Origin of the sequence: Arthrobacter sp. H20 (genome assembly GCF_000520515.1) — a bacterium.
Classification (GTDB): Bacteria; Actinomycetota; Actinomycetes; order Actinomycetales; family Micrococcaceae; genus Arthrobacter_D.
Genome location: NZ_KI914748.1, coordinates 80,899 through 98,238, shown reverse-complemented (window position 1 = coordinate 98,238; position 17,340 = coordinate 80,899). Strand labels below are relative to the sequence as shown.

Sequence of the window (17,340 nt, the reverse complement as noted above, 5' to 3'; positions counted from 1 at the left end):
GCACCATCATCGCGATCTCACCCGCCGGTGAAACCTACCTCACCACCACCGACCCAACACCACCAGACCCACCAGCACCAGATCCACCACCCTTCTAAGCGGCAGACCCACCACCCTTCTAACCAGCAGGGCTCGGTTACTGGGCGGGTAGCGACGCGTCGGTGGGATAGCTGGCGGGGCCAGTTGGTGCCCCAGCGGTCCTAGAGTGGGGCGGATGGGTACTAGGTGGGATTGGGGCCCCTGGCCGAGCGGATAATCTCGGCGTAGCGATAGAAAGAGGCCCGGGGTATCCGCTCCAGCGTTGCCGGTTCCAGGCGTACCAGGCCAAATTTCTTGGTGTACCCCTCCTGCCATTCCCAGTTATCCAGCAGGGTCCAGTGGAAATATCCCCGCACATCAATACCAGCGGCAACTGCCTCACCGATTGCGGCCAGATGCTGCTCCAGAAACTCGATTCGTCGGGTGTCCTGCAGGGCGCCGCCCGGTCCCTGCAACCCTCCCTGCGGGCCGTCGTCGTAGGCGCAGCCATTCTCGGTGATGTACACCGGGGGCATCTGAGGATAAGACGTTTTCAATTCGGTAAGAATTTTTAGCAGGCCATAGGGCATGACTGGCCAGCCGAAGTCGGTGACTGGGAGTCCAACATACTCTTTGGGGGCGAACGGAACTGGATAAAATGGGGGAGCGGCACCCACCCTGGTGGGGAAATAGTAGTTGACGCCATAGAAGTCCAGCGGAACGGAGATAATCTCCATGTCACCGTCTCGAATCACCTCGAAGGAGATCCCAGCTACCTCTCCCAACTGCGGTGGATACGCGCCGGTCAGGACCGGGCTGGCAAACTGGCCGTTGTGATAGTGGTCGTAGAGCGCCGCAAGTCCCGCGTCTCTTTCAGAGCCAGTGGCTGGCTCCACTGGCGAATGGTTGTTCACTATGCCTACCGGAGTGGAAAGGGTCTCCCGAAGGATCCGCACGGCGGTCCCGTGCGCCAGTAGCAAATGATGGGCAACGACGAAGGCACTGCCCAGCAGCATCAGGCCCGGCGCGGCACGGCCAATGGCATGCCCGACGCCGGTGTGGACGACCGGCTCGTTGACCGTCATCCAGGCGGCCACCTTGTCACCAAATTCATCGCGAAGAATCCGTGTGTAGTCGGCAAACGCATCGACAGTGTCGCGGTTCTGCCACCCACCGGCGTCCTGCAGCGCCTGGGGCAAGTCCCAGTGATAGATAGTCACCCACGGTTCGATCCCGCGGTCCAGTAGGGCATCGAGGAGCCGGTGGTAAAAGGCGATCCCCTCGGGTTTGGCCGGACCGCGCCCGAGGGGCTGGATGCGCGGCCAAGCGATCGACATCCGATACACCTGCCCACCCAACATCGAGAGCAAATCGAAGTCCTCGGCATACCGGTGGTAGTGATCGCAGGCAATAGCGGCGCTAGAGGCATCAAGAATGTTCGTATGAGTCCTGGCGTAGGCGTCCCAGATGCTCTCGCCGCGCCCGCCCTCATGAACAGCTCCCTCAATTTGGGCTGCAGCGGTGGCAGTCCCAAACACAAACCCGGGCGGCAAACCAAAGGTATTCATGGGTGCTCCTTCGTAGGCGCTCAGCCTGATCCCTTTACCTAAAGCCCCAGAGCCCCTTACGTCAATGCCTGCACGCAAGCATCCTCGGTGCTGGTCGGAGGGATGACGGCAGGTAGTGTGCTGGATATGCGGATCACCCCCACCCCCACCCCCGACCAGCCCGGCGCGCAGGCGGCGGTCCCACCGGTTGGGTCGAATCCTGGACCGCGATCCGCCCGATTCGCCAACCCAGCCCAGCTCGGCCCGGGCGGTCCACTCAAGCCGGGCTGGGGACTCTGGCAGGCGGCTGCGGGTTTGGTCCTGGTTCTTGCGCTGCCCCTCGGCGCTACCCTTGCCCTCTCCTCCGTGCTCACGTTCGGCCCAGAGCTGGTTTTCGTCTCGCTCTGCTTCACCTGGTTCGCCCTGCTGGGGAGCAGCATTTTGGCGTCGCGGCTTTGGGGGTTCGGTTCGCTGGCCAAGGATTTTGGCTTGAGGTTCAAATGGGTCGACCTGGCGATCGGACTCGGCGTCGGCATCGCCGCACGCTTCATCCTGGCACTGGTGCAGGTGATCATCACCCTGCTGTGGCCACTGGGTGAGGACGAGGTGCTGCAGGGGAACGCAGGAATCTTCCTCACCGGCGACAGTGGCTGGATATTTGTGAACGCCGTCCTCGGCGGGGCCATCATTGCGCCCTTCCTCGAGGAGCTTTTCAACCGCGGTCTGGTCCTGCGAGCCGTACAGAACGCGTGGTGGTTGAGCGGATCCGTGAAGGGGAAGGTCTCGGCAGCCGCCCCACAGCGGTCGCTCACCACAGCAACAGTAGTGGCGATCGTTGTCAGTTCCCTGGCCTTCGGGCTGCTGCATACCGGCGCGGTCCCTGACCTGAGGTCATCGATCTACCTGCTGGTGGGTACCTTCACGGTCGGCGTGATCTGCGGTGTTTTGACTGTGTGGACCGGGCGACTGGGGCCAGCGATCGTCACCCACGTGGTTTTCAACGGATCGGCCATCGGTCTGCTCCTGGTCCTTCCCCCGGAGCTGCTGTCCTAAACCATAGTCCTCTACTCTCCACGTCATCGTCGACAGGAATATACATATGCATTTCAAGGAATACTCAACGATCCTCGTCACACATGAGGAAGCAATAGTCACCGTCACGATTAACCGGCCCCAGGCGCTCAACGCCCTCTCCTCGCAGGTCATAGATGACCTGGGTGCTCTCCTCGAGGTCCTGGAGAATACGCGCGAGGACGACGGTGGCTGGCCATTTCGCGGCGTCGTGATTACCGGCGCAGGGGAGAAAGCATTTGCCGCTGGTGCTGACATTGGCGAGATGACCGCCATGACACCCGATCAGGCCTGGAAGTACAGCACCAGGATGCAGGCGATTACGCTCAAACTCGAAGCGCTGCCGGTGCCGGTGATCGCAGCGGTCAATGGGTTTGCTTTGGGCGGGGGCTGCGAACTCGCAATGGCCTGCGACTTTATCTACGCGACGAGTTCAGCCTCATTTGGCCAACCGGAGGTGAGCCTGGGCCTGGTTCCAGGATTTGGCGGCTCCGTCAGGATGCAACAGCGGGTGGGACCGGCCGTGGCCCGAGAACTGCTCTACACCGGGCGGCGAATCACTGCGGACGAGGCTCTCCGAATTGGCCTCGTCAACGCTGTTCTCGGTGACCAGGATGAACTGCTCGCAACCGTACGAACGACGCTCGCTGCAATTGTTGAGCAATCTCCCGCAGCGGTTGCGGCGGTGAAATCGACAGTGGAGCGCGTCGAGGGACTGTCCACCGCTGAGGGCTTGGCCATCGAAGCTGAATCCTTCAGGCAAGCGTTCACCACGGCGGATATGCGCGAAGGGACCCGGGCCTTTTTGGCCAAGGAAAAACCCACCTTCCCTGGTCGCTAGCCCGGGAAGGTGGGTTGCAGGAACTAGACCTTTGCGGGCCGGGTGACCGTTGCCGTCGGTTCCATGTTCTCGGCGTCGACCATCCACGCGTACTGCTCCAGCTTTTCAATGAAGCCGTGCAGGATGTCAGCGGTGGTCGGATCTTCCTCATCGATCTGATCATGCACGCTGCGCATGGTTTTGACGGCGCCGTCGAGCATCTCGACGACCATTGTCACTGTGTCCTTGGTAGAGACCAGCCCGGCGGGGAACTGGTTCAGGGTGGTCCCCTTCGCAACCGAAGCGCTGCGGCCATCGGGTACTGCATGCAGGGCGCGCATCCGCTCGGCGATCTGGTCCGCGAATAGGCGGGCGTCGTCGATGATCTCATCCAACTGCAGGTGCATATCGCGGAAGTTCTTTCCGACGACGTTCCAGTGCGCCTGTTTGCCCTGCAGGTGGAGCTCAATGAGCTCGACCAGTACGGCCTGCATGTTATCGGTCAGTGTTTTTGACGCCTTCATGGTTATCCTCCTGTGTGTAGGACTTGCCCTCCCCCGATTCTGGGAAAGAGCCGGGCGTGAGGGGTGGATCAATGTTCACCCTAGACCGCTAATGTTGTTGGAATCCAGCGGCAGCGAATACAATCAGTTTACTTAGTAGTTCATTGATTGTGGAACTTACAGGAGGAAACAGTATGACGACAGTCCAGGAATCCATCGACGTAGCAGTGCCAGTGAGCACCGTCTACAACCAGTGGACCCAGTTCGAAACGTTCCCCCAGTTCATGGGCGGGGTGGAATCAATCACCCAGACGTCCGATACCCGTAGCCACTGGGTCACCAAGATCGGAGGGGTGGAACGAGAGTTCGATACCGAAATCACCGAACAGCATCCCGACGAACGAATTGCCTGGAAGAGCGTTGACGGAAAGTCCCACGCTGGAGTGGTCACCTTCCACCGGATCGACGACACCACCTCCCGCGTTGCCGTGCAGTTGGATTGGCACCCCGAGACTTTCACCGAAAAAATTGGTTCGGTAGTCAACGCTGACAATCGTCAGGTGAAATCCGACCTTCAGCGGTTCAAGGACTTCATCGAGGGCAACAATTCGGAGACCGGTGCCTGGCGCGGTGACATTGACGCGCCCCCGTCAGGAACCAGCCCTGGGGCGTCCTCGGCTGCGGCCGATGCATCGGATCTCAGCGACCCTTCGCTGGACGATCCTGAGTCAGGTGGCCCGCGCGCAACTGTCTCGCCGAGTTAACCCTGAACGAACAGGTTCGGCCGGGGCATTCCACACGGGTGGGGCTCCGGCCGGCGCCGTCTGAGCGGTAGCGCCTAATCTCGCTGCGTGATGCTTTCAATCGCGCTAGTGGCCCGCTCCGAAAGGCGGGCAGAAATCGGCGAACTCTTGGCTGACTCGGCCGCCTCCTGCTGGCCGCCCGCGCTGACCACATAGGTTCCGAACTCCTTGATGAGCTCCACTGTCGTTGCGTCAGGGTAGGACGAGCAGAAGATGTGGTGTGACACCAGGATGAGCGGGTAGACGCCCGCCTCGGTGGTGGTACGGTCAAGCGCCAGCGCAATATCCTGATCGGATCGTCCTTCAACTGGCGTGGCGATGTCGACGGCGGCTGCCGCAGCCTCGGTGCTCACGGCTACGTACTGGTCCCCAACCTTGAGGTTCGCTCGCCCCAAGGGTGGCCCGACGGCGGAATCGTCGGCGTAGGTAACCGCCCCCTCGGTGCCGGACACAGTGCTCACGACCCCGGCATTGCCCTTGGAATTCTCGTTGCCTAGTCCGGTAGGCCAAGTGCCATCGGCCTCGGAGGTCCACAGGTCCGGGACAACCTCGTGCAAGTAGTCGGTGAAGTTCTCGGTGGTACCCGAATCGTCCGACCGGCTGACCGGAGTGATCCGGAGGTCCGGCAAATCGACTTCCGGATTTTGACCAGCAATCGCTGGGTCATCCCAGGTGGTGATTTCACCGAGGAAAATTCCGGCGATGGTCGGCGCGTCCAGATTGAGCTCGGCGATACCCGGCAGGTTGAATGTGATGCTGATGGGCGACACATAGGCGGGGATGTTGAAGGCGCCATCAGGGCCGCAGGCCTGCCGCGATTCCTCAAGCTCCTCCTCGTTGAGGTAGGCATCCGAGCCGGCGAACTGCACGGCCCCAGCCAGCAATGCGCCGCGTCCGGCCCCTGAGCCGTCGGGGGAATACTGCAGCTGCGCCTGTGAGTGCAAGGTCCCGAACCCGGAGATCCAGCCGTCCATTGCAGGACCCTGCGCCGACGAGCCGGCACCGGTGATGGTGCCACGGAGGTCTGAGTTGGCTTGCTGCGCTGCGGCCTCCTGCTCCGGGCCCAACGGGTAGTCGGATCCGCAGGCGGTGAGGGAGAGGCCGACGACGGCGGCGAGAACCAGGGGAAGGCGGCGCGTGGGGTGGGACAACACCATATTGACGATACAGGTGAACAGTAGGTGAACGAATTTTGCCGGCCGCTTGGTCAGGTGCCTTTGGCTAGGTCACGGGTGGCTGGACCTTCCAGCAGGGTGCCGTCTGCCGTGAAGCGTGACCCGTGCAGGGGACAATCCCACGAGCGTTCGGCGTCGTTCCACCCGAGGACACCGCCCAGATGGGGGCAGATGGCCGAGACGCGGTGCGTGATGCCGTCAACGACGCAGATACCCTCCGGACGCGCCCCGCTGCGAACCACCTCCCCCTGGCCCTCCGGTGGTTTGACGGTGCTGGTGCGTGCCAGACCTCCCAGCCAGCCATTCAGCAGCTCCAACCCGGCACCAGCGTTCGACTTGACGGTACTCAGCGCGTCCTGCCTGGCGATCCGGGTGGCGTAGAGCTTGCTGGCCCAAGGCATCTGTCCGCCAAGAATCTCCGACGACAAGGCCAGGGCCGCCGTCACTGCATTGGTCATGCCCCATTTGTTGTAGCCGGTAGCGGTGTAGATGCTGTGCCGGCTGTGGGTTAGCTTGCCGACATAGGGCAGGGCGGAAGCGGGTTCGTAGTCCTGCGCGGACCAGTAGTGGACAGGTCTGGCCGAGGGAAAGTGGTGTGTGGTCCAGCGCACCAGATCATCAACCAGTCCCTGGGTGTGGGTGTGGCGGCCCACCCGGTGCCCGTTTCCGCCGGTGATCAGGTACGTTTTGTGGTCGACGACGGCGGTGCGCAACGACCGCGTCGGCGCGTCTATGGAGAGATACATCTGGTCGACGTCCCGCAGCGACTCGTCGTCGACGGCGAAAGCAACCGCATAGGACCGCTGCGGTGTGAGGACAGAGAAGTGGCCACCGCGGTCGAGGATGGGCGTGCCGGTCGCCAGAATCAGGTGTTGAGCCGACACCGAACCCCTGGGGGTGTTGACCTGGATTCTGTCCCTTTTCAGCTTGCCAGGACTGATTCCCTCCACCCGGACTCCCTCGACGAGGTGGCCGCCATGGGAGCGTAGATCAGCGGCGAGGCCGGCCAGGCCCTGCAGCGGATGGAACTGGGCCTGTCCAGCCAGGCGAAGGGCGCCGGTGACGGCAAAGGGCAGCGCCGAGGATTCCCCCAGCACCGGGGCGAGCCCGGCTGCGAGGCAGGCGTCACGTTCAGTTCTGAGCGCCGCGGCCCCGGAATCGGTTACCGAATAAGTCACCGCATCGCGTGTGTCGAACTTAATGCCGTGCTCAGTGCAGAATCGCAGCAGCCAGGACTGTCCCTCGAGGTTGCCGGTGACATAGTGGCGGGCGGTCTCGGCGCCGTGGTGACGGATAATTGTGGAGAGTTGGGTTCCTTGCAGGAGTGATATTTTGCCGGTGGTGTTTCCGGTGGTGACATCGCCTGCTCGACGTGCCTCCAGAACAGCTACCCGTTGGCCGGAGCGCGCAAGCAGCAGGGCGGTGCTGATCCCCGTGATCCCCGCCCCCACCACCACCGAGTCATAGGTGGTGCCGGGGGTGAACGGGTCGGTGGGAAGGTGCGGTCGGGTCGCCTGCCAGAGGGATGTCATCGGGTGCCTTCCGCGGGAGGGGTGTGGGCCCTAAGCCCACTCCGAAATCCTGTTCGAGTCAAGGATTCGGCTGCCTGGTCACGTTTCCCCGGGCGGCGGATCCCAGATTGAGTAAGTATGCTGATTATTATGCCGCCAGAGGAAGAGGACCATGTGAGGGAACCGAAGCGGGCAGTGCTCCTGGCCGGTGAATCGAATGCGCAGGACATGCTCTACGACAGGGCTGCGTCAGCGGCAGGCTCCCTTGCCCAGTCGCTCGACCTTGCTGTCGACGTCGGCGCCTCGGCGCCGCAGCCCGGTGCTGGTGCAACTGTGACCCTCTGGGAGACACTGGCTACCCTCGCAGCGTCCGATCTGTCAGTGGCACGAACTGTTGAACCCCACCTCGATGCAATAGCTATCCTGCACCAGGCCGAGCATCCAGTCGCTCCTGGATCCTGGGGTGTTTTCGCTGCCGAGGGGCCGGGTACCCGACTGGAGGCGAAACCCAATCACGACGGCGCCTGGCTCCTGACCGGCCGGAAGCCCTGGTGTTCGCTGGCAGGAAAGCTCGACCACGCGATCGTCACCGCTCACGTGTCAGGCGGCGAACGGCGCGCCTTCAGCATCGATCTTCGCCAGCTGGGAGTCCACGCGACCCCGGGCACCTGGGTGAGCCGTGGGTTGACTGCGGTAGACAGCGGGCCGGTCGACTTCGACGCTGCATCGGCCACACCAGTGGGTGCTGACAACTGGTATTTGCGGCGCGACGGGTTCGCCTGGGGCGGACTCGGTGTTGCGGCGTGCTGGTACGGCGGCGCCGTCGGCGTAGCGCGACGCTTGCTCCGCTCGGTTGGGGAACGCACCCCCGACCAGCTGGCCCTCATGCACCTCGGTGACGTTGACCGGCACCTGCACGCCGCCCGGGTGGCGCTCGTTTCCGCGGCGGCGGACATTGACACGGGCAGGGCGGCTGGCGCTCCCGGCGGGTTGCTCGCCGCGCGGGTGCGAGGGATCGTCGCGGAGGCCGCCGAGGCGGTTCTTGCGACAGTTGGGCACGGACTCGGCCCGGCGCCCCTGGTGCTGGAGGAAGACCATGCCCGCCGGGTGGCTGATCTGCAGGTGTACCTACGTCAGCACCACGCCGAACGGGATGCCGCAGCCCTGGGCCGCCACCTTCAGGAGACGGGATCCGCACCATGGTGACCTTTACTCACGACGACGCCGGAACGCCCGAGCAGCGCTGGAACCGGGATTGGCGCGGTGATGCGCGGCTCACCGTTGAGGCACTCTTCGACGGCCGGATGCCGGAGCGCATGCTGGTGGTGGCGGCGCATCCGGACGACGAGACGCTGGGTGCTGCGGGTCTGGTGCGCCGCCTTGCCCACGCGGGGGTTGCCACAGACATCATCGTCGCCACCAATGGCGAGGCGTCCCACCCGAATTCGCCGACTCACACTCAGGTCCAGTTGGCCGATGTGCGGCGGAGGGAACTGCTGGAAGCAGTGGAATTGCTCGCACCGTCCGCCCTGACGCACTTCCTCGGCCTACCCGACGGCAAGCTGAATGCTGAGGAGCTTGCTGCCCAGCTCCGCCGGATTGCCGCCGACGGTGGGCGCCCGGGGGAGCGCACCCTGCTGGTGGCACCGTGGCGAGGAGACGGGCACGGTGATCACGAGGCAGCTGGCAATGCGGCAGCGCTGCTTGCTGCAGAACTGAATCTCCCGTTACTTGAGTATCCGGTGTGGCTTTGGCACTGGGCCACCCCGGACTCGCCCGAGGTGCCGTGGGAGCAGCTTCAGGTCCTTGACCTCGGGCGCGACGAGCAGAAACTCAAGCAGTCGGCCCTGCTCATGCACGCCAGCCAGACGGCGCCCCTCTCGGATGCGCCCGGGGACGAGGCCCTGCTCGGGCCCGCATTTCTTGAACACTTTGCACGCGGATTCGAAACCTTTATTCCCACACTGCCGGCAGGAGTGTTCGAGCGGCTGCACGCCGCCGCCAACGACCCCTGGGGGCTCCAGGACCGCTTCTACGAACGCCGCAAACGTTCGGTAGCGTTGGCACTACTGCCCAGGGAACGGTTCGCCGCAGCGCTCGAGCTGGGCTGCTCGATCGGCGTGCTGTCCGCGGAACTCGCTGGTCGATCCGATTCCCTGCTCGCACTTGACATCAGCCCAACCGCGGTCGCCTCGGCGCAGCAACGCCTGAACGGCTTTCCGGCAGCTTCTGCCCGGGTTGCCTCAGTACCGCAGGACTGGCCCACTGGGGAGTTCGACCTCATCGTGATCTCGGAAGTAGGGTACTTCCTTACCCGGACGCAACTGCTCGACGTCGTCGCCCAGACCGTTGAGTCGTTGGCTCCTGACGGGGTGGTTCTGCTGTGCCACTGGCGTCACCCGGTCGATGGCTGGGAACTGGATGGGGACACCGTGCACGAACTGTTCAGCGGATCGTCCTCTCTGACCCTGTTCGCCGAGCACCGCGAGGAGGATTTCCGCATTGACCTCCTGGTGCGGCCCCCGGCAGTATCGGTGGCCAGGGCAACCGGTGTGCTGTGAGTGAGCCATCCCTCCCGGAGGTAGTTGTGGTAGTTGTGCCCGCCCGCAACGAAGTGGATTACCTGCCGCAGTGCCTCGCCGCCATCGAGGTGGCAGCTCACTCACTCGCTGCTGCCTACCCGACGGTTGATCTCACGGTCACAGTGGTGCTGGATGGCTGCACCGATTCGTCGGCTGCCGTTGTGGAGGACACCACGTTCGCCCGGTCGCTGGTGACGGACTTTGCGTCGGTGGGACTAGCCCGCCGGGCGGGCATTGCCCAGGCCCTGTCACAGGTGGTGCAGCCCGCTGGCGCAATCTGGGTAGCCAACACGGACGCCGACACTGTGGTGCCTGCACACTGGCTCGTGGAACAGTGTGGCCTGGCCGCCCGGGGCGTGCAACTGGTCTTGGGAACTGTGGTGCCCGATCCAGCAGGGCTCGCCGATGAACGCGCGCGTGCTTGGCATGCGGCGCATCCGCTCAACGACGGGCATCCCTATGTCCACGGCGCCAACCTTGGGTTTCGCGCGGACAGTTACCTGTCGGTCGGCGGTTTCGCCGCGTTGGACGTCCATGAGGACACGGACCTGGTGGAGCGGCTCAAGGCACATGGCGCAAGCTGGGCTGCTGTCGACACGATGAGGGCCACCACATCGGCCAGAATGCTGGGCCGGACGCCCGGTGGTTTCGCCGGTTACCTGCGGGGACTGCCGCTGTAGCCGACGGTTCCTTGGGGTTAGTCAGATCGCTTGAGCCGGTACCCATCCTCACGGTGGATCAGACGTCGACCAGCACCGCCGTTGACCTGAATCCACAGCGCCGACGCATCATCGGTGCGCATCTCGATAACTCCGGCCGCCGGTCCGTCACTGTGATGGTTGAAGGCGACCTGTTGCCCCCGGCGGAGAGTTGACCGATCCAAGATGTCCTCGCGGGATGGTGACGGAGTTTCCATGGCCGGTGGGTCTCTTCGGTACGAGAGGCTAATGACCTCAACGTACTGTGCCCGTCTGAACGGCAGGTGAATGCCACCTGATCGTCAGGGGTCGCCTCGAATACCCAGGAGCTGTCCTAGACCGAGCGCCATTTTCCGCTGGTCAGGTGCGACCCGGCTTGCGGACCCATCTGCAGCATCCCACCGTCCACCACCCAGGAGGCGCCGTTGACGTAGCTGGAAGCTGGTGACGCCAGGAACGCGATCACCGCCGCAACTTCCTCGGCCGCGCCCGGGCGGCCCAGCGGAATGCCTGGGCGGTCAATCTTGAGGGGATCTTCGTCGCCCGCATCGTTCATGGGGGTCGAAATTTCACCGGGGAGGACAGCGTTGGCGGTGATCCCCTGATCGCCCAGTTCCAGGGCGATTGTTTTGATCAGGCCGCCCAGGCCATGCTTGGACGCGTCGTAGGCCGCTGAACCGACGCGGGGCTGTTCCTGGTGAACACTGGTAACGGCGATGATCCTGCCACCGTTTCCTGCTGAGATCATCTTGGCCGCTGCGCGCTGGATGCAGACGAACGCACCGTCGAGGTTGGCTGCAACTGTGCCCCGCCATTCGTCGTAACTGGTGTCCATAAAGGGAGTGCCACCGTTGACCCCTGCGTTGTTGACGAACACATCGATTCCGCCAAGATCACTGATCATCTGATCCACCACGTCGCCGCAGGCCGGAGCGTCGGTGGTGTCCAACTGGGTCACCACTGCCTTGCGGCCAAACTCGCTGACCAGGCGCGCGGTTTCGTTGGCGCCGTCCTCATCGGAGTGCCAGGTGATTCCTACATCACATCCCGCCTTGGCGAGGGCGAGTGCTGTCGCCCGGCCAATTCCGGAGTTGGAGCCGGTTACTATCGCGGTGCTGGGTGTATATGCCATGGCTCTATCCTTCCGAGGATAGAGCGCCGAAAGCAAGCCTGCTGGTCAATGCCAGACAAGAAAACCGGCCCTCCGCTGGGCGAAGGGCCGGTGGTGGTGCCTGCGCGGGGCCTTGATCCCCGGGCCTTCCGCGTGTGAAGCGGATGCTCTACCAGACTGAGCTACACAGGCAGGTGTGTCTCCCGAACGTACGGTTGGACAGTTGCAAGCTTAGGCCATACCTGGTCTTCAGGAAATTCCGCGGTGCGTGACGGAATTTCCTGGAGACTAGATATGGTCTTTCCGCCTCTTTCTCCGTAGCCTGACAAACTAGGGCTGCATTCCCACCAGGCGAGGCCCCTAAACGCTAGTCACCACCGACGCCAAGGAGATCTCATCGTGGACAACCAGGACATTTTGCAGCGCATCCAGAAACTCGTTGACGAAGAGCATCAGCTCAGGCAGGCCCCGTCCGACGACGTTGAGTCCCGCCGTGAGCGGCTGCGCCGGGTGGGGCAGGATCTTGACCAGTGCTGGGATCTGCTGCGCCAGCGCCGTGCCATGAAGGACGCCGGGGGTAATCCAGCCGACGCCGGCGCGCGCCCAATCGACCAGGTCGAGGGGTACCGCCAGTAGATGGGTAAGCCAGTCATTGTTTTTGACGTCAACGAGACACTTTCAGATTTGGCCCCCATGGCGCAGCACTTCGCCGAGGTGGGAGTCCCTGAAGAGCTGGCCGGTACCTGGTTTGCCGGTCTGCTGCGCGACGGATTCGGACTCGCTGCTGCCGGTGTGAACGTGGGATTCCCAGTGATTGCCGAGGCAGCGCTGCGGTCGACTATTGCGGGCCAGCGACTCAACCGAAGCACGGACGACGCAGTCGATTACCTGCTCGGCTGCCTGCAAACGCTGTCAGTGCATCCGGATGTCCCCGACGCCGTCGGCCGCCTTGTTGAGTCCGGTCACCGGCTGGTGACGCTCACCAACGGCTCGGTGGCCACAGCGGATTCGCTCCTGCAACGCGCTGGGGTGCGTGAGCGTTTCGAACTGCTGCTCTCAGTGGAGTATGCGCCACTCTGGAAGCCCGCACCGGACGCCTATTCCTACGCTGCCCGGCGTTGCGGGGTCGACGCAGCGCAGCTGCTGCTGGTTGCTGTGCACCCCTGGGACATCGATGGGGCAGCGCGGGCAGGCCTGCAGACGGCCTGGATTAACCGGTCAGGTGCGCCTTACCCCGGCTATGCCTCACAGCCCACCTACTCCGCCGACTCCCTCGCCGCCCTGGCAGATCAGCTCACCACCCTATCCAGCGACTAGCTGGTTCCGGGTTAGCTCTGAAGGGCTGCCTCGGCGGCACGCTAACGCTTCGCCAACCAGCCCAGGGTCACCGCGCCCATCGTCCGACGGAATCCGCTCTCCCCGCGGGTGAGCTCCAGTACCGCCCACAGACCGAGACATGCCCGGCTGATGCTCCGCAGCAGCCGCTGATTGTCCTCCTCGTGGGCCAGGAGGGAGGCGGCCGCGAAGATGGTCCAGCCCAGCACCGGCGCGTTGGGGGCCTGTGCAATGGTCTGTTCACCGCGTGAATTGGTAAAAAAGCTGGGCAGGGAGGATGACGGGTAGGCCATTAGGCGCCTTTCGATTTTGCTTTGGCTGGTGCAGCGGTCTTCGACTCGGACGGCTTCTTGCCGGCGGTGCCCTTCTTCTCGCGGTTCTTCTCGACGCTACGGCGCAGTGCCTCCATCAGGTCGAGGACCTTGCCGCCGCCGTCGTCGTCAGCGGATTCCCCGAACGTCTCCTCGGTGTCGAGGGTCTCACCCTTTTCCAGCTTCGCGTCGATGAGGGTACGCAGCTGTTCCTGATAGTCGTCGGTGAAGTTTTCGGGATCAAAGTCGGTGGAGAAGGAGTCGACCAGCGCAGCCGACATCTCCTTCTCCTTGGCCGAGATCCGCACCCGTTCATCGAGGGACGGAAACTTGGCTTCCCGTACCTCGTCGTCCCACAGCAGCGACTGGAGCATCAGCACATCGCCGCGGACGCGGAGCGCGCCGAGCCGGCTCTTCTGCCGCAGTGTGAATTGAACAATCGCCGTGCGGTCAGTCTCCTCAAGGGTGCGCCGCAGCAGGACATAGGCCTTGGTGGAGGACGAATCCGGCTCCAGAAAGTACGAACGGTCAAGCATGATCGGATCAATCTGGTCGCTGGGAACGAACTCGACGACGCCGATCTCCCGGCTCTTCTCCACGGGGAGCGTCGCGAAGTCCTCGTCTGTGAGCACCACGGTGCGCTCGCCGTCGTCGTAGGCCTTGTCGATGTTCTTGTATTCGACCACCTCCCCGCAGATTTCGCACCGACGCTGGTAGCGGATCCGGCCGCCGTCCTTGTCATGGACCTGGTGGAGGCTGATGTCGTGATCTTCAGTGGCGCTGTAGACCTTGACCGGTACGTTGACCAGCCCAAAAGCGACAGCGCCCTTCCAGATGGCTCTCATGTACCAAGTGAACCAGTGTTTGGGTTCCGCGGATACGATGGCTTGGTGAATCCTGAAAAAGCTGAGCCCCTGGTCGCCAAGACAACAGTCGATGGCAAGCCGGCCCTCCGGTTTGAGTTGCGCTACGACTTCCCCGCATCAGTGCTCTGGAAGCACCTGACGGACCCCCGCAAACTGAAGTACTGGTTCCCCTGCGAGATGGACCTGCTGCCGCGCAAGGGCGCCGACGTGACGTTCACCTTCCCCGGGGAGCGGCCCACCAAGGGAATGGTCCTCGATGCCGAAAAGCCACGGGTCCTTGCGTACACCTGGGACCGGGAGGTGTTGCGTTGGGAGCTTGAGAAGGACGGCGACTCTGGATGCCTCCTGACCCTCACCAACACTCTGCCGGACCTCGACGGCGCAGGGAATTCGGCAGCGGGCTGGCACTTCACGCTGATCGGCCTCGACGATCTGCTCCATGAGCGGCCACTAGGGCAGAACCCCGCCGACTGGGAGCGTTATGTGGCCCTGTACCAGGAGAAATTCAGCGACTGACCACTTTATTGAGCGCGTGTGGAGTTTGGGGCTCTTCCGGACCAGACTGGTCCAATGGGTTCGATTAACACGCAGCAGCAGACGGTCACTGTGGACGGTCGGCGCCTTCGGCTGACGAACTTGGACAAGGTGATCTACCCCGCGACCGGCACCACCAAGGCCGACGTCCTTGCCTATGATGCAGCCATAGCTGACTATCTGATCCCGCACGCCCGCGACCGCGCAGTCACTCGAAAACGGTGGGTCAACGGGGTGGGGACGGCCAAGGAACCCGGGCAAGTGTTCTTCCAGAAAGACCTTGACCAGTCGGCGCCAGCCTGGGTTGCACGCCACCCCATCGACCACAAAGACCACTTCAACGTGTACCCAATGGTCAACGACCTGGCCACGCTGACGTGGTTCGGGCAGATCTCCGCCCTGGAAATCCATGTCCCGCAGTGGAGGTTCGGCCCGGACGGGGAGATCAACAACCCTGATCGTCTGGTGCTTGACCTCGACCCGGGCGACGGCGTGAGCCTCGCCGAGTGCGCCGAGGTGGCCCGCCACGCCCGGGCGATCCTGCAGGACATGGGCCTCGCCCCCTACCCGGTCACCAGCGGCTCGAAGGGTATCCACCTTTACGCCGCGCTGAACGGCACACAAACCTCGGAGGAGGTGTCCACCGTGGCCCACGAACTGGCCCGGGCGCTCGAAGCCGATTACCCCGAACAAGTTGTCAGCGACATGAAAAAAGCAATCCGGGACGGGAAAGTACTGGTCGATTGGAGCCAGAACAACCGCAACAAAACCACTGTGGCGCCCTACTCCCTGCGCGGCACACTCCTTCCCACAGTCGCGGCACCCCGCACCTGGAATGAGCTGCTCGACCCCGAGCTTGCGCAGATCGACTATCGCCAGATGATGGGCCGTGTGACTGAGCTCGGGAATTTGTTGGCGGGACTGGACGGGGAGCGGGCTGACGGTGAGAGCCACAACGCCGTCCCCTCCGGCGGCGCACGAGATCCCATCGACCGGCTGACTACCTACCGTTCCATGCGGGACGGGGCGAAGACCCCGGAGCCGATTCCGGACAGGATCGTGGATTCCGGCGGCAACCGGTTTGTCATCCAGGAACATCACGCCCGCAGGTTGCACTACGACTTCCGGGCGGAACGCGACGGAGTCCTGGTCTCCTGGGCTGTACCCAAGGGCCCGCCGGACACCCCCAACAAAAATCATCTCGCCGTCCAGACCGAAGACCACCCGCTGGAGTACTTATCCTTCGAAGGCACCATCCCGCAGGGGGAGTACGGTGCCGGGGAGATGACCATCTGGGATTCCGGCACTTACGAGGCCGAGAAGTGGCGTGAGGGCAAAGAGGTAATCATCACTGTTCAGGGGCACGACGACGGCGGCCTGGCCCGCAGCGGCAGCGCCGTCCGGCGTTATGCCCTGATCCACACCGGAGACAGTGACGGTTCGGGCGAAAGGAACTGGCTGATGCACCTGATGAAGCACCAGGGCACCGAGGAGGACAGCATCGAGGCCCCGCCCACCAGCAGCATCGAGGCCCCGCCGCCCCTGTTGCCGATGCTGGCCACCCCAGGCTCCTCGGCGGAAGTGACAGCGGACCAGGACTGGGCCTTCGAAATGAAATGGGACGGTGTCCGGGCGATTGCCACAGTGACGCCCGAGGGGGTGCAGCTCACCAGCCGCAACGGCAATGACATGACTCTGCTGTACCCCGAGATATCGGACCTGGGCGGCTACGTCAACGGAGAGAACTCTGTGCTGGATGGGGAAATTGTTGCACTGAACAAGGTGGGCCGGCCCGACTTTGGGCTACTGCAGAACCGGTTCAACCTCACCAAGAGCTCCGAGATTGGGGCGGCGCGGCGGAAGGCCCCGGTGCATTTCATGCTGTTCGATCTGCTGTACCTTGACGGAAATTCACTGCTCCAGCTTAACTACGCGCAGCGCCGGGAAATACTCGAACAGGCAATCGACAGCCCAGCGGATGGTCACATCCAGGTGCCACCAGCGCTGGATGCCACCCTTGAGGAAGCGGTCGCCGCCAGCAGGGAGCTGGGGCTTGAAGGGATCATGGCGAAGCTGACCACTGGTACCTACGCGCCGGGGCGCCGCTCCCACGGGTGGGTCAAGATCAAGCATCAGCTCACCCAGGAGGTAGTGGTGGTCGGCTGGCGCCCGGGGAAGGGCAGCCGGGCGCACAAGGTAGGGTCCTTACTGGTCGCTGTGCCCGACGGCGTCGACCTGAAGTATGTGGGACGGGTCGGGTCGGGACTCACTGAGCGGGAACTCGCCGAAATTGGGTCCCGGCTCCGAAAGATGTCCCGGAAGACCGCTCCGCTGTCGGATGTGCCTGCCGCTGATGCCTCGGATGCACACTGGGTGCGCCCGGTCCTGGTCGGGGAAGTCCAGTTCAGTGAACGAACCACCGCTGGGAAGCTTCGCCACCCCGTGTGGCGGGGCA

General features: G+C 63.5%; 18 protein-coding genes and 1 tRNA gene. 10 read left to right on the top strand and 9 right to left on the bottom strand.

The genetic code is table 11. The annotated features are described in order from the left end of the window. Nucleotides 1-221: 221 nt before the first annotated feature. Entirely contained in the window at nt 222-1,586 is a 1,365-nt protein-coding gene (locus tag Y703_RS0114185) for a GH1 family beta-glucosidase (RefSeq protein ID WP_026553233.1), read from the bottom strand. Between the two features lie 102 nt (nt 1,587-1,688). On the opposite strand from Y703_RS0114185, the gene Y703_RS0114180 reads away from it, so the two are divergent. Together Y703_RS0114180 and Y703_RS0114175 are read left to right on the top strand one after the other, a co-directional pair. Beyond that, nucleotides 1,689-2,618 (top strand): CPBP family intramembrane glutamic endopeptidase, encoded by a 930-nt coding sequence (locus tag Y703_RS0114180; RefSeq protein WP_026553232.1) that lies wholly within the window; start codon nt 1,689-1,691, stop codon nt 2,616-2,618. Between the two features lie 46 nt (nt 2,619-2,664). Then, the gene (locus Y703_RS0114175; protein WP_026553231.1) at nt 2,665-3,477 is read left to right on the top strand and encodes an enoyl-CoA hydratase/isomerase family protein; all 813 of its coding nucleotides are present in this window, start codon (nt 2,665-2,667) and stop codon (nt 3,475-3,477) included. Between the two features lie 23 nt (nt 3,478-3,500). On the opposite strand, the gene Y703_RS0114170 is transcribed toward Y703_RS0114175, so the two are convergent. Beyond that, a complete protein-coding gene (locus Y703_RS0114170; protein WP_026553230.1) occupies nt 3,501-3,980 on the bottom strand; it encodes a Dps family protein in 480 nt (159 codons plus the stop codon). Nucleotides 3,981-4,153: 173 nt separating this feature from the next. On the opposite strand from Y703_RS0114170, the gene Y703_RS0114165 reads away from it, so the two are divergent. After that, complete coding sequence (locus Y703_RS0114165; RefSeq protein WP_026553229.1) at nt 4,154-4,723, top strand: SRPBCC family protein; 570 nt, start codon at nt 4,154-4,156, stop codon at nt 4,721-4,723. Between the two features lie 74 nt (nt 4,724-4,797). Here Y703_RS0114165 and pstS read toward each other — a convergent pair whose 3' ends face one another. Beyond that, nucleotides 4,798-5,919, bottom strand: a complete 1,122-nt coding sequence (gene pstS / locus Y703_RS0114160; RefSeq protein WP_051427608.1) for a phosphate ABC transporter substrate-binding protein PstS — start codon at nt 5,917-5,919, stop codon at nt 4,798-4,800. 50 nt (nt 5,920-5,969) lie between these two features. Continuing rightward, nucleotides 5,970-7,469, bottom strand: coding sequence for an FAD-dependent oxidoreductase (locus Y703_RS0114155; RefSeq protein WP_026553227.1), 1,500 nt, complete (start codon nt 7,467-7,469; stop codon nt 5,970-5,972). 129 nt (nt 7,470-7,598) lie between these two features. On the opposite strand from Y703_RS0114155, the gene Y703_RS0114150 reads away from it, so the two are divergent. The 3 genes from Y703_RS0114150 to Y703_RS0114140 are packed head-to-tail and all read left to right on the top strand — an operon-like array spanning nt 7,599 to nt 10,710. Further along, nucleotides 7,599-8,654, top strand: coding sequence for an acyl-CoA dehydrogenase family protein (locus Y703_RS0114150; protein WP_253908062.1), 1,056 nt, complete (start codon nt 7,599-7,601; stop codon nt 8,652-8,654). After that, nucleotides 8,648-10,009, top strand: coding sequence for a bifunctional PIG-L family deacetylase/class I SAM-dependent methyltransferase (locus tag Y703_RS0114145; RefSeq protein ID WP_026553225.1), 1,362 nt, complete (start codon nt 8,648-8,650; stop codon nt 10,007-10,009). Before Y703_RS0114150 ends, Y703_RS0114145 begins: the two co-directional genes overlap by 7 nt. After that, complete coding sequence (locus Y703_RS0114140) at nt 10,006-10,710, top strand: glycosyltransferase family 2 protein (protein WP_026553224.1); 705 nt, start codon at nt 10,006-10,008, stop codon at nt 10,708-10,710. Before Y703_RS0114145 ends, Y703_RS0114140 begins: the two co-directional genes overlap by 4 nt. A gap of 17 nt (nt 10,711-10,727) precedes the next feature. Here the strand turns inward: Y703_RS0114140 and Y703_RS20080 are convergent, their stop codons facing one another. The 3 genes from Y703_RS20080 to Y703_RS0114125 all read right to left on the bottom strand — a co-directional run bounded on the left by Y703_RS20080 (nt 10,728) and on the right by Y703_RS0114125 (nt 12,031). Next, nucleotides 10,728-10,946, bottom strand: a complete 219-nt coding sequence (locus Y703_RS20080) for a hypothetical protein (protein ID WP_035765266.1) — start codon at nt 10,944-10,946, stop codon at nt 10,728-10,730. 116 nt (nt 10,947-11,062) lie between these two features. Next, nucleotides 11,063-11,860 (bottom strand): SDR family oxidoreductase, encoded by a 798-nt coding sequence (locus tag Y703_RS0114130; RefSeq protein WP_026553223.1) that lies wholly within the window; start codon nt 11,858-11,860, stop codon nt 11,063-11,065. Between the two features lie 94 nt (nt 11,861-11,954). Next, a tRNA-Val gene (locus Y703_RS0114125) sits at nt 11,955-12,031 on the bottom strand. Between the two features lie 207 nt (nt 12,032-12,238). Between Y703_RS0114125 and Y703_RS0114120 the strand changes: the two genes are divergently transcribed. After that, nucleotides 12,239-12,475 (top strand): DUF2630 family protein, encoded by a 237-nt coding sequence (locus Y703_RS0114120; protein ID WP_026553222.1) that lies wholly within the window; start codon nt 12,239-12,241, stop codon nt 12,473-12,475. After that, nucleotides 12,476-13,156 carry a haloacid dehalogenase type II gene (locus tag Y703_RS0114115; RefSeq protein ID WP_026553221.1) on the top strand — a complete coding sequence of 227 codons (681 nt, stop codon included), beginning with the start codon at nt 12,476-12,478 and terminating at the stop codon, nt 13,154-13,156. Nucleotides 13,157-13,197: 41 nt separating this feature from the next. On the opposite strand, the gene Y703_RS0114110 is transcribed toward Y703_RS0114115, so the two are convergent. Continuing rightward, nucleotides 13,198-13,467, bottom strand: a complete 270-nt coding sequence (locus tag Y703_RS0114110; RefSeq protein WP_026553220.1) for a hypothetical protein — start codon at nt 13,465-13,467, stop codon at nt 13,198-13,200. After that, a complete protein-coding gene (locus Y703_RS0114105; protein WP_026553219.1) occupies nt 13,467-14,330 on the bottom strand; it encodes a non-homologous end joining protein Ku in 864 nt (287 codons plus the stop codon). The genes Y703_RS0114110 and Y703_RS0114105 overlap by 1 nt, the downstream gene beginning before the upstream one ends. Nucleotides 14,331-14,375: 45 nt before the next feature. Between Y703_RS0114105 and Y703_RS21030 the strand changes: the two genes are divergently transcribed. Both Y703_RS21030 and Y703_RS20070 read left to right on the top strand, forming a co-directional pair. Next, on the top strand, nt 14,376-14,867 hold the full coding sequence (locus tag Y703_RS21030; protein ID WP_162148896.1) for an SRPBCC family protein: 492 nt from the start codon (nt 14,376-14,378) through the stop codon (nt 14,865-14,867). A 54-nt stretch (nt 14,868-14,921) separates the two neighbouring features. After that, a partial coding sequence (locus tag Y703_RS20070; RefSeq protein ID WP_035765263.1) for an ATP-dependent DNA ligase occupies nt 14,922-17,340 on the top strand: 2,419 nt, incomplete at its 3' end.

What these genes read in the sequence shown, in the direction of transcription:
- Y703_RS0114185 (WP_026553233.1), bottom strand. Translation starts at nt 1,586, where the DNA reads ATGAATACCTTTGGTTTGCCGCCCGGGTTTGTGTTTGGGACTGCCACC.
- Y703_RS0114180 (WP_026553232.1), top strand. Translation starts at nt 1,689, where the DNA reads ATGACGGCAGGTAGTGTGCTGGATATGCGGATCACCCCCACCCCCACC.
- Y703_RS0114175 (WP_026553231.1), top strand. Translation starts at nt 2,665, where the DNA reads ATGCATTTCAAGGAATACTCAACGATCCTCGTCACACATGAGGAAGCA.
- Y703_RS0114170 (WP_026553230.1), bottom strand. Translation starts at nt 3,980, where the DNA reads ATGAAGGCGTCAAAAACACTGACCGATAACATGCAGGCCGTACTGGTC.
- Y703_RS0114165 (WP_026553229.1), top strand. Translation starts at nt 4,154, where the DNA reads ATGACGACAGTCCAGGAATCCATCGACGTAGCAGTGCCAGTGAGCACC.
- pstS (WP_051427608.1), bottom strand. Translation starts at nt 5,919, where the DNA reads ATGGTGTTGTCCCACCCCACGCGCCGCCTTCCCCTGGTTCTCGCCGCC.
- Y703_RS0114155 (WP_026553227.1), bottom strand. Translation starts at nt 7,469, where the DNA reads ATGACATCCCTCTGGCAGGCGACCCGACCGCACCTTCCCACCGACCCG.
- Y703_RS0114150 (WP_253908062.1), top strand. Translation starts at nt 7,599, where the DNA reads ATGCCGCCAGAGGAAGAGGACCATGTGAGGGAACCGAAGCGGGCAGTG.
- Y703_RS0114145 (WP_026553225.1), top strand. Translation starts at nt 8,648, where the DNA reads ATGGTGACCTTTACTCACGACGACGCCGGAACGCCCGAGCAGCGCTGG.
- Y703_RS20080 (WP_035765266.1), bottom strand. Translation starts at nt 10,946, where the DNA reads ATGGAAACTCCGTCACCATCCCGCGAGGACATCTTGGATCGGTCAACT.
- Y703_RS0114130 (WP_026553223.1), bottom strand. Translation starts at nt 11,860, where the DNA reads ATGGCATATACACCCAGCACCGCGATAGTAACCGGCTCCAACTCCGGA.
- Y703_RS0114115 (WP_026553221.1), top strand. Translation starts at nt 12,476, where the DNA reads ATGGGTAAGCCAGTCATTGTTTTTGACGTCAACGAGACACTTTCAGAT.
- Y703_RS0114110 (WP_026553220.1), bottom strand. Translation starts at nt 13,467, where the DNA reads ATGGCCTACCCGTCATCCTCCCTGCCCAGCTTTTTTACCAATTCACGC.
- Y703_RS0114105 (WP_026553219.1), bottom strand. Translation starts at nt 14,330, where the DNA reads ATGAGAGCCATCTGGAAGGGCGCTGTCGCTTTTGGGCTGGTCAACGTA.